Origin of the sequence: Sphingomonas phyllosphaerae, from assembly GCF_036946485.1 — a bacterium.
Classification (GTDB): Bacteria; Pseudomonadota; Alphaproteobacteria; order Sphingomonadales; family Sphingomonadaceae; genus Sphingomonas; species Sphingomonas phyllosphaerae_E.
Window position 1 is genome coordinate 730,712 of the sequence record NZ_JAQIJA010000005.1, and the last position, 14,838, is coordinate 745,549.

A 14,838-nucleotide genomic window follows, 5' to 3' on the forward strand; every position below is an offset into this window, starting at 1 on the left:
CTTGATCCGGGATCCCGCTTTCTGCCGCCGTCGCTGAAAGCGGGCCCCCGGATCAAGTCCGGGGCGACGTACAAGAGGGTGTTCGGGTCGATCAGACCTGAGGCTCACGGCACCAGCACCGTATCAACCGGCGGGTCGCTCAACTCCGGAAAATCGAGCGTGTAATGCAGCCCGCGGCTCTCGTGCCGGTGCAGCGCCGAGCGGACGATCAGGTCGGCGGTCTGGAGCAGGTTGCGCAGTTCGATCAGGTCCGGCGTGACGCGGAAATGTCCATAATAATCCTCGATCTCGCTGCGGAGCAGGTCGATGCGGTGGCGCGCACGCTCCAGCCGCTTGGTGGTGCGGACGATCCCGACATAGTTCCACATGAAACGGCGGATCTCGGTCCAGTTCTGCTTGATGACCACTTCCTCGTCGGAATCGGTCACGCGGCTTTCGTCCCACGCCCGAATCGCGGGCACGTCGGGCAAATTGTCCCAGCGTGCCGCGATGTCGCGCGCCGCCGCCTCGCCGAACACGAAACATTCGAGCAAGGAGTTCGACGCCAGCCGGTTCGCGCCGTGCAGCCCCGATTGCGTGCACTCGCCCGCGGCATAGAGGCCGGGCAGATCGGTGCGCCCGTCGCGGTCGACCACGATCCCGCCGCACGTATAATGCTGCGCCGGCACCACCGGGATCGGCGCGACGGTCATGTCGATCCCCAGCCCCTTCAGCTTCTCGTAAATGTTCGGGAAATGCCCGCGCACGAAATCGGCGGGCATGTGGCTGATGTCGAGATGGACGAAATCGAGCCCGTAGCGCTTGATCTCGGCGTCGATCGCGCGCGCCACCACGTCGCGCGGCGCCAGCTCCAGCCGCTCCGCATCGTAATAGGGCATGAAGCGCTTGCCGGTAGTCGGGTTGATGAGCCGCCCGCCCTCGCCGCGCACCGCTTCGGTGATGAGGAAGTTCTTGACCTCCAGATGATAGAGGCAGGTCGGGTGGAATTGCATGAATTCCATGTTGGCCACGCGGGCTCCTGCCCGCCACGCCATCGCGATCCCGTCGCCGGTCGCGCCACGCGGCGCGGTCGAGAACAGATAGGTCCGCCCAGCCCCGCCGGTGGCGAGGATCGTCGCGCGCGCGGTGTGAAGCGCGACCGCACCGGTCCGACGGTCGATCGCATAGACCCCCCAGACGTTGCCCGCCCCCGAATAGCGCTCCTCGTGCCGGCTGGTGGCGAGGTCGATCGCGACCTGATCGGGGACGAGCGTAATATTGGGGTGCGCCTCGGCGGCGCGTTGCAGCGCCTCCTGCACCGCCCAGCCGGTCGCGTCGGCGACATGGACGATCCGGCGGTGCGAATGCCCGCCCTCGCGCGTCAGGTGCAGCGCGCCTTTTTCCTCCGCGAACGGTACGCCCAGCGCGCGCAGCCGTTCGATCGCGGCGGGCGCACGCTCGACGACGAACTCGACGATCGCGCGGTCGTTGAGCCCGGCGCCGGCGACCATCGTGTCCTCGACATGGTTCTCGAACGTGTCGCCGGGTTCGAGCACCGCGGCGATCCCGCCCTGCGCCCAGGCGGTCGACCCGTCGTTGAGTGCGCCCTTGGCGAGCACCGTCACCTTGAAACGATCGGCGAGGTTGAGCGCGGCGGTGAGCCCGGCCGCGCCCGAGCCGACGATCAGCACGTCGCTGTTCGTCATGCCGCGCGCCCGCGAATGTTGCGAATGTTGAGACGCTGGCGGGTTCTTGCGGCGGGCACGGGGTACATGCCGATCATGTGGCATAGATCGGGGCGTGAGGGACAGGATTTTGCGTGTTCGACTATGCCGATCGCCTGCGTCTCCCCGTCGCCCCGGACTTGATCCGGGGCCCCGCTGCCTTTCTGCGAGCGAGGCAGAAGCGGGATCCCGGATCAAGTCCGGGATGACAGGATGGGGTAGGCGAGCCGAAAACGTCGGTCGGCTTCAGGAGGTTTACCGCGCCACCACCGTCGGCAGCCGGTCGATCGGCTCGACCGTCACGCTGCGGAACCACGTCTCCGCGCCCTCCGACTGCAACTGGATATGCCCGTGCGTCAGCGGGGTGCGCACGCCGCCGGCACCGACCGTCGCCAGCCCCTCGACCAGCATCACCGGTACGCCATTGACGACATGCACCGCGCGATCGCCGAGTACGTAGAGGTCAAGCACGTTCCACTGCCCCGCCGGCCGTTCGGCATCGCGGGCATTTTCGACATTCCAGATCAGCGAGCCGTTGACGATCTCGACCGGCTTGCCGCCCATCCGGTAACGCACCGGCGGCGAGATCAACGTCGGGTCGAGCGCGGCGGTGGTGCGGATACGCACGTCGCGCCCGACCGCGACCGCCATGCCGGTCGAGCCCTGCATGATCTCGAACTCGACCGAGGGCTGCCATGTCCCGAACACCGCGCCGGGGGTGCCATGCGTATGGTAGAGCAAGCCGTTGTTGGGCGGCTGGTCGGCGCGCGGCGCCCAGCGCTGGTCGCCCCAGCGATATTCGAGCCGCAGGTGATAGTCGCGCAGGTCGGCGTCATGGACCAAAGCGCCCCATGTCTCGCCCTTGACCCACAGCGCCGGCTTGCCGTCGATCGGCCGGACCGCGAAGTCGCCCGCGGTCGCGCGCGAACGGCCGATCGGGGTCGCGCCGGGCTTGTCGCGGTAGGTGACCGAGGGGTCGGGATAGCCGAGCCACGGCTGCCAGCCCGACAGGTCGCGGCCGTTGAACAAGGCGCGTGCCGGGCCGGTCGCCTTGGGGACATCGGTGAGGACCAGCGTCTGCGGCGCGGCCGGCGCGTCGCCGACGATCGCACGCGCCTGCTCGACCGGTGACGGCGCGGGTGCCGCGGCCTGCGCGATCGCTGCCGCCAACAGGATGATGTTCACCGGTCGCCCCTCCTACAATACCGCGGCGGTATCGCAGGACAGGCAAGCCGCAACAACGGCTTACGACGAAGGTCGCAGTCTACTGCTCGTCGCCCCGGACTTGATCCGGGGCCCCGCTTTGTACCAGCCGTCGGAGAAGAAGCGGGATCCCGGATCAAGTCCGGGATGACGCGTAGGTCAACCCGCGTTCGCCGCCCGCGTCAGGTTGAGGAACACGTCCTCCAGATCGGCTTCCTTGGTGCTCACGTCGACGATCCCATAGCCATCGCGCTGTATCGCGCCCAGCACCTCGCCCGCGTTGACGCGATCCTTGGCATAGGTGATCTCGAGCGTCCGCGTGCCCTTGAGCGCGACCTTCCCGAAACAATCGTTGTCGGGCAGCGCCGCGACATCGCGGTCGACCGTCACCGCGACGATCTTCTCCTGCGCCTTCCCCAGCAGTTCGGCGGTCGGCGAGTTGGCGATGACGCGGCCATGATTGATGATCGCGATCCGGTCGCACAATTCCTCGGCCTCTTCGAGATAATGCGTGGTCAGCACCACCGTCACCCCGGCGTCGTTGAGGCTGCGGACATAGGTCCACAATTGCTGGCGCAGCTCGATGTCGACGCCCGCGGTCGGCTCGTCGAGCACCAGCACCGGCGGCGTGTGGACCATCGCCTTCGCCACCATCAGCCGCCGCTTCATCCCGCCCGACAGCGTGCGCGCATAAGCGTTGGCCTTGTCCTCCAGATGCACCGCGCGGAGCAGCTCCATGCTGCGGCGCTCCTTCTTCGGCACGCCGTACAGCCCGGCCTGAATCTCCAGCGTCTCGACCGGCGTGAAGAACGGATCGAACAGGATCTCCTGATTGACGATCCCGATCGACGCCTTGGCGTTGCGCGGGTGTTCGTCGATGTCGAAGCCCCAGATCGACGCCGCGCCGCTGGTCTTGTTGACCAGCCCGGCGAGGATGTTGATGAGCGTCGACTTGCCCGCGCCGTTCGGGCCGAGCAAGCCGAAGATGCTCCCGCGCGGCACGTCGAAGGTGACGCCGTCCAGCGCGCGCTTGGGCGCGCCGCCCTTCACCCCGGCGTAGGTCTTGCACAGGTCGCGGATCGAGATCGCTGCTTCGGTCATGGCGCGGCGATAGGCGCACGGGGCGCGGAAGCCAATAACGTGAGGATTGTTTCGCCGCCCCCGCCTTGCTAATCGCCTGCCCATGCGCCCGCCGTCCGAACTCGTCCGCACCTCCTCCGCCCGCGTCGCCTGCGATGGCGCGACCGATATTCCGGGCGGCGCGGCGCTCGGCCATCCGCGCGTGTGGTTGCAGATCGACGAGCATGGCTATGTCGATTGCGGCTATTGCGATCGCCGCTTCGTGCTGATCGGCGGGCCGGCGGATGGTGTCGATCACAGCAAGCTGCCCGATATTTCAGAGGGCGCGAGCCCGCAGTAACGTCGCTCTCCGTTTTGGAGAGCAGAGTGACGGCACGCGGAGGCGCGGAGTGCGCGGAGGTGTCGCGCCCGCGATAACGGCATCCTCGCGAACGCCTTCGCGGATCTGGATTTACCGCCCACCAACAGGGTCTGTCATCCCGGACTTGATCCGGGATCCCGCTTCTTCCTGCCCGGTCGCCGAGAAGAAGCGGGCCCCGGATCAAGTCCGGGGCGACGAAGGTAGGATGATGCGGATCGGAAACGACGGCGATCCGACGTCAACTTTGAATGTCCGGATCAATGGAAGCGGCTGCCGCCAGCGCGCCATCCTCCGCGGGCTCCGCGCCTCCGCGTGAACCTCAATCGCTGGCATCCACACCCGCCCGCGCCTATCTTGGCACGATGACCGATCCCCGCTCCTTCCTGTACCGCGACACGCTCGATCCCGCGACCGCGCAGCGCGTCACCGCCGATGTGCTGGCGCGCGCCGATGACGGCGAGCTGTTCCTGCAATATCGCAAGGCGGAGGCGTTCGGGTTCGACGACGGGCGGCTGAAGACCGCCAGCTACGACACCACCGCCGGCTTCGGGCTGCGCGCGGTGTCGGGCGAGATGACCGCCTTCGCGCACGCCAACGAGCTGAGCGAGGCCGCGATCCGCCGCGCCGGCGAGACGATGGCGCTGATCGATCCGTCGACCGCGACGAAGGCCGCCGCGCCGGCGCGCACCAACAGCCGGCTCTATACCGACGCCGATCCGCTCGACCTGGTGCCGTTCGCCGACAAGGTGAACCTATGCCAGACGATCGACGCCGCCGCGCGCGCGCGCGATCCGCGTGTCGCGCAGGTGTCGGTAGGGTTGTCGGGGACGTGGAGCGTGGTCGAGATCGTCCGCGCCGACGGCTTCGTCGCCACCGACGTCCGCCCGCTGGTCCAGCTCAATGTCTCGATCGTCGCCGAGGCGAACGGGCGGCGCGAGACCGGGTCGTTCGGAGTCGGCGGGCGCTATCTCTACGACCGCGTCATGGCACCCGACATGTGGAACCGCGCGATCGACGAGGCGCTGGCGCAGGCGCTGGTCAACCTCGAGGCGGTCGATGCGCCCGCGGGCGAGATGACGGTGCTGCTCGGCAATGGCTGGCCCGGCGTGCTGCTCCACGAGGCGATCGGGCACGGGCTGGAGGGAGATTTCAACCGCAAGGGCACCTCGGCGTTTTCGGGACGAATCGGCGAGCGCGTCGCGGCGCCGGGCGTGACGATCGTCGACGACGGCAGCATCGCGGACCGGCGCGGCTCGCTGACGATCGACGACGAGGGCACGCCGACATCGGAAACGATCCTGATCGAGGACGGCATCCTCAAGGGCTATATGCAGGACCGGCTCAACGCGCGGCTGATGGGGGTCGCGCCGACCGGCAACGGGCGGCGCGAGAGCTTCGCGCACGCGCCGATGCCGCGGATGACCAACACCTTCATGAAGGCCGGCCGCGACGATCCCGCCGAGCTGCTGAGCCGCGTGAAGAAAGGCATCTTCGCCAAGTCGTTCGGCGGCGGACAGGTCGATATCGTCTCGGGCAAGTTCACCTTCTCGTGCACCGAGGCGTACCGGATCGAGGACGGCAAGCTCGGCGCGCCGATCAAGGGCGCGACGCTGATCGGCGACGGGCCGAGCGTGCTGACCAAGGTGCTGGGCGTCGGCCACGACTTCGCATTGGACGAAGGGATCGGCGTGTGCGGCAAGGGCGGGCAGAGCGTGCCCGCCGGGGTCGGGCAGCCGTCGCTGCTGATCGACGGGCTGACGGTGGGCGGCACGGCCTGATCGCGTTCCCGTCGCCCCGGATCGACGCCGGGGCGAGGAACCATTATTCCGCGGGCACCGCCGCAGGCGCGCGCGCCCGGCCTCGCCCGTAGCGCTGCGCCAGACGGTGCGTGGGCGCTTCGATCGCCAGCCAGAACAAGATCGCGCCGCCGATGCACAAGGCGAGATACGCCAGCACCTTGCCGCTGTCGGCGATCACGCCGTCGCCGAACACGCGCCGCACGATGCTGCCGCTCAGCACCAGGATCGGGAAGTGGACGAGATACAGCGAATAGGAGATCGCGCCCAAACCGATCAGCCACCGTTGCCGGCCGCCCGCCCCCAGCCAGCCGGCGCGTGACGCACCGTACAGGCCGATCGCGGTCAGCATCGCGGGGGTGTTGAACACCTCCTGCGTCTGCGGGGCACGCCACAAAGCGATCGCGGCAATCACCGCCAGCGCAACCGCCGGCACCGCCCCGGTCCGCCGCCAGCCGGCGGCATAGGCCAGCGCGCCCGCCGCGAAGGCGAACCAGAAATTCAGGAAGATGCCGCGCGGCACCCAATGCTGGTCGCCGAGGCTGGAGGCGATCGCGGCGAGGATGAAGGCGGCGGGCAACAGCCAGGCCGCGCGCCGCACGGCCGGCCCGCCCGCCTGCGCACGGCACCACGCCCATGCGCCCAGCAGCGTCAAGATGTAGAATTGCACCTCATAGGTCAGCGTCCAATAGACGATCTGGATCTGCGGCAGCCCGAGCAATTCCTGAAGATAGAACAGATGCCCGATCACCGTGCCGGGCGTCGGCAACGGCAAGGGTTCGCGATGCACCATCGCCACCGCCGCCGCCGCCGCCACCGCGACCGGGATCGACAGCCAATAAGCCGGATCGAGGCGCAGGCTGCGGCGGATCGCGAACGTGCCCGCATAGCGGCCGTCGACCTGCTTTCCCCACAGGCTGTGCGCGATCACGAACCCGCTGAGCACGAAGAACACCGCCACGCCGCCGCGCCCGTCATCGAACAAGATCTCGCGCACCGGCGCCGGCAGCGCGGCATACAAGGTGCGGATGCTCTGCAGGGTCCAGGCATGGAAGAGCACGACCCACAGCGCGGCGAGCCCCCGCAGCACCTGTAGCAGGTCGAAGCGCGTCACCTGCCCGGACGCAGCGGGAGCGCCGGCCTGCTGCACACCCGCATCGAAGGGGGGCGCCATTCCTGCTTGCTTGCCCAAGGATCGTCCACGTTGCAGCTTGATTCTTAACCCGCCCGCTATACCGACGATTCCTTGACGCGGTAATAAATCGACAGCGGCCCGGACGGTGACGCGCACCAGCCTGCCCCGGTCGTGGAGACACTTGCCTTGAAATGGGTTTTGCTCGCCCTTCTGCTGGGTCTTTGTCCGCTCTTCGTCCAATATGCGCGACAGCCGCGCTACCGGCCGATCTTCGGCTTCGGGTTCGGCGCGCTGCCGTTCCTGCTGGCGTTCCTGCACGTATATGTCGCGCCGGTGTCGTTCGCTTTCTGGCCGGGGCACACCAAAGGCATCGAGGTATCGCTGATCGATTCCATGGCGGTGGCGATCCTGATCGCCACGCCGCGGCGACGCAAGCGCGCGCCCTATCTCTGGGCGTTCGTGATCTACATCCTGTTGACGACGATCACCGTCACCTGGGCGGTCGATAAGCTCGCCGCGCTTGGTTACGTGGTGCAGCTCGTGCGGATGCTGCTGGTGTACCTTGCGGCGCTGCGGCTCTCGACGACGCCGCGCATCGTGCCGGCGGTGGTGGCCGGCGGGGTGGCTGCTCTCTTTCTCCAGCTCTTCTACTCGGTACAGCAGCATTTCGACGGGGTCCTCCAGGCCGTGGGGACGTTCGGCGCGCAGAACCTGCTCGGCCTGATGACCAATCTGGTCGCCGTGCCGGCGCTGGCGATCCTGCTTGCCGGGGGGCGACGCTGGTATGCCAAGGCAGGGCCGGTGGTGGCGCTGCTGATCGACCTGCTCACCGCCTCGCGCGCCACGATCGGCTTCGGCGCGATCGGCATGGGCGGGGTGCTGGCGGTGGCGAGCCTGTGGCGATGGACGCCGCGCAAGCGGACGATGATGGGGCTGGCGGCGGTCGCGATGCTCTGCGTCACCCCGTTCGCGATACGGCTGATCGGCGAGCGGACGAGCCGCAACAATGTCGAGAGCAGCGATCACGAGCGAGAGGCGTTCAAGCGCGCCGCCTGGGCGATGATCAAGGATCATCCGGCCGGCGTCGGTGCGAACAGCTATGTCATCGTCAGCAACATCGGTGGCTATTCGGCGCGCGCGGGCGTGGCGGCGTCGCAGGGAAGCCGCTCCACCAACGTCCACAACAGCTACCTGATGGTCATGGCCGAAACCGGGGTGGCGAGCATTTTCTTTGTCGTCGTGCTGATCGGCGGCGGCCTGCTGATGATGTTGCGCACCGCCTTCCGGCATCGCGGCGACCGCCGCGGCGACCTGCTGATCGGCCTCGGCATGACGTTGCTCACCGCCGGGCTGCACCTGAATTTCGAATGGGCGTTCGTCATCTTCCCGGTGCAATATGTGATGTTCCTGTACCTCGGCCTCGGCGTCGGCATCGCCGAGCAGGTCGAGGCCGACGCCGCCCGCGCGCGTCGCGAGGCCCGGGCGGCGCGCCGCGCGGTCCAGGACGATGCCGGCGACGATCCCGCCGCCGCGCCGCTGCCCGCCGGCGTCTGACGACTCACCATCGACCGGGCTGCCCGGCGCGGCGGGTCGCCGGGTCGACGCTTGTCGGACGGCGCCGGATCGTGCTTCATCGCGCGAACGCCCCTGCGCCTCTAAGCGGAGCCGACCGATGGCCAAGTTCTACCCCGCGCTCACTCCCGAACATCGCGCGTTCGTCGCGAAGCAACCGGTGTTCTTCGTCGCCACCGCGGCGGCGGACGCGCGCGTCAACCTCAGCCCCAAGGGCATGGACAGCTTCCGCATCCTCGACGACACCACGGTCGCCTATCTGGACGTCGCGGGTTCGGGCAACGAGACCAACGCGCATCTGCTCGCCGACGGGCGGATCACGATCATGTTCTGCGCCTTCGACAATCCCGCGCTGATCTTCCGCATCTACGGCCATGGTCGCCCGGTGCTGCCGCAGGATAACGAATGGGCGGACCTCGCGCGCCATTTCACGCTGCTGCCCGGCACGCGGCAGATCTTCGTGATCGCGGTCGACGAGGCGCAGACGTCGTGCGGCTGGGGCGTGCCGTACATGGCGTTCGAGCGCGAGCGCGACACGCTCAACAAATATCACGCCAGCACCGACGATGCGACGCGCTTCGGCAAATATGCCGTCCGCACCCACAGCATCGACGGGCTGCCGGTGCGCAGCCCCACGCGCGTCCCCGCCTGATGGCGCTCGTCGAACTCGGCCGCTACGACCGCAACCTCGCCAACATCCTCGTCGCCCGGCTCGACTCCGACGGCATCCCCGCGCTCGCCTTCGACGCGGGCGCGAGCATCGCCGACGGCAGCTGGCTGCTGATCCCGGTGCGCGTCATGGTCGACGAGGACGACCTGTCCGCCGCGCAGGCGATCGCCAACTCTGCCTGATTTTTGGGCAGCACTGACGCGCTGCACAATTATTAACGATCGTTAGCACTCCCCGCGCCGGCCCCGCGCTCTACGCGCAACTGGCACGCGCCTTGCGATGCTCCTTCACGGACAAACGCAAAGGGGGCGCGATGAAGCTGGTCATAGCCATCATCAAACCGTTCAAGCTCGACGAGGTGCGCGAGGCGCTCACCACCGTCGGCGTGGCAGGGATGACGGTTTCCGAGGTGAAGGGGTTCGGTCGCCAGAAGGGCCAGACCGAAATCTACCGCGGCGCCGAATACAGCACCAACATGGTGCCCAAGATCAAGATCGAGGTCGTGTGCGCCAGCGACATCGCCGACCGCGTGGTCGAGGCGATCCAGGCCGCCGCCAACACCGGCGCGATCGGCGACGGCAAGATCTTCGTGCTCGATGTCGGACAGGCGGTGCGGATCCGCACCGGCGAAACCGACGATACGGCCTTGTGATGGGGGGGGACCGATGACGCTTTCCAGAAAGATTGCGGGCGGCGCGGGGGCGCTGGCCGCCACGTTGCTGACCGCCGTGCCGGCGCTGGCGCAGGGCGCCGCCGGCCCGGTGCGCGCGCCGGGCGCCGAAGCCGCCGTCGCGATGGTCAACAAGGGCGATACGTCGTGGATGCTGATCTCGGCGGCGCTGGTGCTGATGATGTCGATCCCCGGCCTCGCGCTGTTCTACGGCGGGCTGGTGCGCACCAAGAACATGCTCAGCGTGCTGATGCAGGTGTTCATGATCGTCTCGGTCGCCAGCCTCGTCTGGGTGTGCTGGGGCTACAGCCTCGCCTTCACCAGCGGTAACGCGTTCGTCGGCGGGCTGTCGAAGGCGTTCCTCGCCGGGGTCGGGCCGACCTCGGTCGCGGCGACCTTCTCGAACAACGTCTATGTCCCCGAATATGCGTTCATCGCCTTCCAGATGACCTTCGCGTGCATCACGCCCGCGCTGATCGTCGGCGCCTTCGCGGAGCGGGTGAAGTTTACCCCGCTGCTGGTGTTCGTCGTGCTGTGGCTGACGATCGTCTATTTTCCGATGGCGCACATGGTCTGGTACTGGGCCGGCCCGGACTTCCTCGCCGACGCGCCGTCCGACGCCGGGCTGCTGTACGGCTGGGGCGCGCTCGATTTCGCGGGCGGCACGGTGGTGCACATCAACGCGGGCATCGCAGGGCTGGTCGGCTGCCTCATCATCGGCAAGCGCCATGGTTACAAGTCGGAGCCGATGCCGCCGCACTCGCTGACGATGACGATGATCGGCGCTTCCTTGCTGTGGGTCGGTTGGTTCGGCTTCAACGCCGGCTCCAACCTCGAAGCCAATGGCGGCGCGGCGCTCGCCTTCGTCAACACCTTCGTCGCCACCGCCGCCGCGGCGGTCGCCTGGGCGGTGATCGAGCAGATCGTCCACAAGAAGCCGTCGCTGCTGGGCGGGGTGTCGGGGGCGGTCGCCGGCCTCGTCGCGATCACCCCGGCCGCCGGCTTCGCCGCGCCGATGACCTCGATCATCCTCGGCTTCGTCGCCAGCGCGGTGTGCTTCTTCTTCGTCACCACGGTGAAGAACAAGCTCGGCTATGACGATACGCTCGACGTGTTCGGCGTGCACTGCGTCGGCGGGATCATCGGCGCGATCGCGACCGGAATCGTCGCCGACCCGTCGCTCGGCGGTCAGGGCTTCATCGACTACACCAGCTTCCCGTCGGTCGCCGGCAAGTATGACATGGCCGCGCAGGTCTTCACGCAGATCAAGGCGGTGGTGCTGACGCTGGTGCTGTCGGGTGGCGTCTCGGCGGTGCTGTTCTACGGCATCAAGGCGACGATGGGCTTGCGTCCCTCGCTCGAGGTCGAGGTCGAGGGTCTCGACATCAACGAGCATGGCGAACGCGCCTACAATTACTGACGAATTCGCGGGGCGGCGACGGTCGCCGCCCCGCCACCGATGTTCCTCCTGCGGACGACACCTGAAGGCCCGGCGCGGAAACGCGACCGGGCCCTTTTTTGCGTGCTGCGCTGCAAGATGACGCGAACCTCGCGATGCGCTATATAAGTATCCGGCGTCGGGCGATCAGGTACGAACGAGACCCCGGCTCCGAGAAGGAGAGGATGGGTCATGTTGAGGATCAGGAACGCCGGCCATCACGGCATGGTCGCCGCCGGCCTGGCGGCGATGTTCACCGCCGCGGTACTTGGCGCACAGCTGGCCGCGGATGCGGTCGTCTATGTCGGCGAGCTGCTGATACGCTGACCAACGCAACTCTCGTCACCCCGGACTTGATCCGGGGTCCCGCTTTTAGACGTCTCCCGCAAAAGAAGCGGGGCCCCGGATCAAGTCCGGGGCGACGATAGAATGAGATTTCGGCGGGACCGCTACTTCGGCAGCCGGATCTCGAACAGCGTCGGCCAGCGTTTGCCGGTGACGAACAGCCGCCGCGCCTTCGCGTCCCAGGCGATGCCGTTCGCCACCGCCTCGGGATCGCGCGCGCCGACCTCGGCGACGATCGCACGCAGGTCGATCACCCGCGTCACCACGCCGCTGCGCGGGTCGATCGCAACGATGAACGGCTGGTGCCAGACGTTGGCGAGGATCTGCCCGTCGACCATCTCCAGCTCGTTGATCTGATCGAGCGCGCGCCCCGCGAACGTGACCGTGACGGTGCGCCGCACCTTCATCGTCGCCGGATCGTGGAAGGTCAGCGTCGCGCTCCCGTCCGAGCGGATCAGCGACGTCGCATCCGACGTCAGCCCCCAGCCCTCACCGGTGTACCGCATCGTCCCCAGCGGCTTGAGCGTCGCGGCGGTCCAGCGATGCGCGACGCCGTCGTGCCAGGTCAGGCTGATCGCCTCGCCCTTCCACAGCGCCAGCCCCTCGCCGAACTGCGCCGCCGGGATCGTGCGCCGCAGCGTGACCTTGCCGCTGACCGGATCGACGCGCCGCACGTCGGACCGCCCCTCCAGCCCGACGCTCTCGATCAGCGCGCCGCCATGCCACACCAGCCCCTCGGTAAAGGCGGCGCGATCGTGCGGAAGCCGGCGGACCACGACGGGCGTGACCAGCACCGGCTGGCGAGCCATGACCGCCGACGCGGCCTGTGGCGGGGTCGCCCCGGCCGGACCGGCAAGGGCGAGGAGCGAAAGGAACAGCCAGCGCGACATGCGCCAGCGGTACGATGCCGCGCCGCGCGGAGCAATCGCGTTGCGCGTCGGCGGCGTCAGCCCGCCTTGGGGGCGCTGCCCTGCACCGCGCTGACGGTCGCGACGCCCTTGTCGTTGATCGACACCACCCACGGCGTGCCGTCCTCGCAGGTCGCGACCCAGCTCGGATTGCCCTGAAGCGCCGGCCCCGCGATCGAGCGCGTGACACCCTGACAGGCGCGCCCGGCATCGCTGATGGCGCGGAACAGCACGCCGTTGCGCTCCTTCTCGTTCAGCTGGCCAATCTGGGCCAGATAATTGCCGCTACTGTTGCTCGTCGCCGCCGCGGCATTGTCCGCCTCGGGCGAAGACCCACAGGCGGCGAGCGACAGCGGCAGGACGGCAGCGATCATGGCGTGGCGAATCATGGATGGCCCCTCGACGGCGAACGATGCGTCAGTCTAACATTTTTAAGAAGCTTCGGGTTGCACCTTCCCCGCTACGGTCGCGGGGAAGCGAATCGTGAGGGTCTTGTGATGCGTGGACGGCGGTCGATCGGGCTGGTGGCGGGGCTGGCGATGCTGGCCTCATGTGGCGGGGGCGATGGCGGCGGCAACAGCGCCGGCTCCAGCGGCACCACTGCCGGCGGCGGCTCGACGGGCGGCATCACCACGCCGACCGGCTGCGCGCTGCGTGCGCGGCAGAATTGGGTGCTGGCGGAGATGAACGAATGGTATCTCTTCCCGGATACGCTGCCGACCAGCATCGATCCGGCCAACTACACGGATGTCGACAGCTTCCTCGACGCGCTCACCGCCACCGCGCGGGCGCAGCGCAAGGACCGCTATTTCACCTATCTGACCTCGCTGGCGCAGGAGAATGCCTATTATTCGTCGGGCGCGACCGCGGGCCTCGGCGTGCGACTGGCGTTCGATGCGACCAACCGGCTGTTCGTGACCGAAGCCTATGAGAACGCGCCCGCGTTGAACGCCGGGATCGATCGCGGCGCGCAGATCGTCGGCATCGGCAACACGGCGACGACGATCCGATCGGTCGCCGACATCCTGGCGAGCGGCAACGACGCGCTCGACAGCGCGCTCGACACGTCCAAGCCCGGCACCGTCCGTTTCCTGCGCATCAGCGACGCCAACGGCACGCGCGACATATCGGTGGCGAGCGCCGATTACGCGATCTCACCGGTATCGCCGCGCTACGGCAGCAAGGTGATCGACGATAACGGACGCAAGGTCGGCTACGTCAACCTGCGCACCTTCATCGACACCGCCGACGACCAGTTGCGCAGCGCCTTCGGCACCTTCCGCGCGCAGGGCGTGACGCAGGTGATCGTCGACCTGCGCTACAACGGCGGCGGGCTGCTCGACACCGCGGAGACGTTCACCGACCTGCTCGGCGGTGCGCGCTCGACCGGCGACGTGCAGGCCTACACCACCTTCCGCTCCTCCAAGTCGAGCCAGAACCAGATCCGCCGCTTCGCCAGCGAGATGAACGCGATCGCCCCGACGCGGATCGCCTTCATCGGCACCGGCCAGACCGCCTCCGCCAGCGAATATGTCATCAACGCGCTGATCCCCTACCTGCACGGCGACCTCGCGCTGGTGGGCAGCAACACCTATGGCAAGCCGGTCGGGCAGATCGCGCGCGACAATCCGTCGTGCAGCGACGACCGGCTGCGCGTGATCGCGTTCGCGCTTCAGAATGCGGCGCGGCAGGGCGATTATTATGACGGCCTCGCCACCAAGGTGGAATCGAGCTGCCAGGCCAGCGACGATTACACGCGCCAGTTGGGCGATGCGAACGAGACGTCGGTACGCACCGCACTCGACTGGATCGCAGGCCGGGGCTGCACGCGGATCGGCGCGAGTGCCTCGGCGGCGCGGACGACCGGACTGTTCGCAGGTTCGCAGCGCCCGGTGCTGGCGACCCACCCGACCGCCGCACAGCGCGAGACGCCGGGACTGTATTGAGCGGCATCCTT

At 68.0% G+C, this 14,838-nt stretch carries 15 protein-coding genes; 9 read left to right on the forward strand and 6 right to left on the reverse strand.

What is annotated here, in order from left to right:
- Nucleotides 1–104: 104 nt before the first annotated feature.
- The 3 genes from nadB to PGN16_RS12115 form a co-directional block, all read right to left on the reverse strand.
- Nucleotides 105–1,685 (reverse strand): L-aspartate oxidase, encoded by a 1,581-nt coding sequence (gene nadB, locus PGN16_RS12105; protein ID WP_335309661.1) that lies wholly within the window; start codon nt 1,683–1,685, stop codon nt 105–107.
- Nucleotides 1,686–1,958: 273 nt separating this feature from the next.
- Complete coding sequence (locus tag PGN16_RS12110) at nt 1,959–2,888, reverse strand: 3-keto-disaccharide hydrolase (protein WP_335309662.1); 930 nt, start codon at nt 2,886–2,888, stop codon at nt 1,959–1,961.
- Between the two features lie 177 nt (nt 2,889–3,065).
- Nucleotides 3,066–4,007 (reverse strand): ABC transporter ATP-binding protein, encoded by a 942-nt coding sequence (locus PGN16_RS12115; protein WP_333917027.1) that lies wholly within the window; start codon nt 4,005–4,007, stop codon nt 3,066–3,068.
- 82 nt (nt 4,008–4,089) lie between these two features.
- Between PGN16_RS12115 and PGN16_RS12120 the strand changes: the two genes are divergently transcribed.
- Entirely contained in the window at nt 4,090–4,326 is a 237-nt protein-coding gene (locus tag PGN16_RS12120; RefSeq protein WP_028967353.1) for a zinc-finger domain-containing protein, read from the forward strand.
- Between the two features lie 383 nt (nt 4,327–4,709).
- Nucleotides 4,710–6,125 (forward strand): metalloprotease TldD, encoded by a 1,416-nt coding sequence (gene tldD, locus PGN16_RS12125; RefSeq protein WP_335309663.1) that lies wholly within the window; start codon nt 4,710–4,712, stop codon nt 6,123–6,125.
- Between the two features lie 43 nt (nt 6,126–6,168).
- On the opposite strand, the gene PGN16_RS12130 is transcribed toward tldD, so the two are convergent.
- Complete coding sequence (locus PGN16_RS12130) at nt 6,169–7,317, reverse strand: acyltransferase family protein (protein ID WP_335309664.1); 1,149 nt, start codon at nt 7,315–7,317, stop codon at nt 6,169–6,171.
- 147 nt (nt 7,318–7,464) lie between these two features.
- Between PGN16_RS12130 and PGN16_RS12135 the strand changes: the two genes are divergently transcribed.
- From PGN16_RS12135 to PGN16_RS12160, 6 genes are all read left to right on the forward strand, one after another.
- Nucleotides 7,465–8,832 (forward strand): O-antigen ligase family protein, encoded by a 1,368-nt coding sequence (locus PGN16_RS12135; RefSeq protein WP_335309665.1) that lies wholly within the window; start codon nt 7,465–7,467, stop codon nt 8,830–8,832.
- A gap of 118 nt (nt 8,833–8,950) precedes the next feature.
- Nucleotides 8,951–9,502, forward strand: coding sequence for a pyridoxamine 5'-phosphate oxidase family protein (locus PGN16_RS12140; RefSeq protein ID WP_335309666.1), 552 nt, complete (start codon nt 8,951–8,953; stop codon nt 9,500–9,502).
- Complete coding sequence (locus PGN16_RS12145) at nt 9,502–9,702, forward strand: putative signal transducing protein (protein ID WP_335309667.1); 201 nt, start codon at nt 9,502–9,504, stop codon at nt 9,700–9,702. The genes PGN16_RS12140 and PGN16_RS12145 overlap by 1 nt, the downstream gene beginning before the upstream one ends.
- A 131-nt stretch (nt 9,703–9,833) precedes the next feature.
- On the forward strand, nt 9,834–10,172 hold the full coding sequence (locus PGN16_RS12150; protein ID WP_028967359.1) for a P-II family nitrogen regulator: 339 nt from the start codon (nt 9,834–9,836) through the stop codon (nt 10,170–10,172).
- Between the two features lie 13 nt (nt 10,173–10,185).
- Nucleotides 10,186–11,610: an ammonium transporter gene (locus PGN16_RS12155; RefSeq protein WP_335309668.1), complete on the forward strand. Its 1,425-nt coding sequence runs from the start codon at nt 10,186–10,188 to the stop codon at nt 11,608–11,610.
- Between the two features lie 210 nt (nt 11,611–11,820).
- On the forward strand, nt 11,821–11,955 hold the full coding sequence (locus tag PGN16_RS12160) for a hypothetical protein (RefSeq protein WP_260396546.1): 135 nt from the start codon (nt 11,821–11,823) through the stop codon (nt 11,953–11,955).
- 122 nt (nt 11,956–12,077) lie between these two features.
- Here PGN16_RS12160 and PGN16_RS12165 read toward each other — a convergent pair whose 3' ends face one another.
- Entirely contained in the window at nt 12,078–12,863 is a 786-nt protein-coding gene (locus tag PGN16_RS12165; RefSeq protein WP_335309669.1) for a glutaminyl-peptide cyclotransferase, read from the reverse strand.
- Between the two features lie 56 nt (nt 12,864–12,919).
- The gene (locus tag PGN16_RS12170; RefSeq protein ID WP_335309670.1) at nt 12,920–13,255 is read right to left on the reverse strand and encodes a hypothetical protein; all 336 of its coding nucleotides are present in this window, start codon (nt 13,253–13,255) and stop codon (nt 12,920–12,922) included.
- Between the two features lie 123 nt (nt 13,256–13,378).
- Between PGN16_RS12170 and PGN16_RS12175 the strand changes: the two genes are divergently transcribed.
- Nucleotides 13,379–14,827 carry a S41 family peptidase gene (locus tag PGN16_RS12175; protein ID WP_335309671.1) on the forward strand — a complete coding sequence of 483 codons (1,449 nt, stop codon included), beginning with the start codon at nt 13,379–13,381 and terminating at the stop codon, nt 14,825–14,827.
- Nucleotides 14,828–14,838 lie beyond the last annotated feature (11 nt).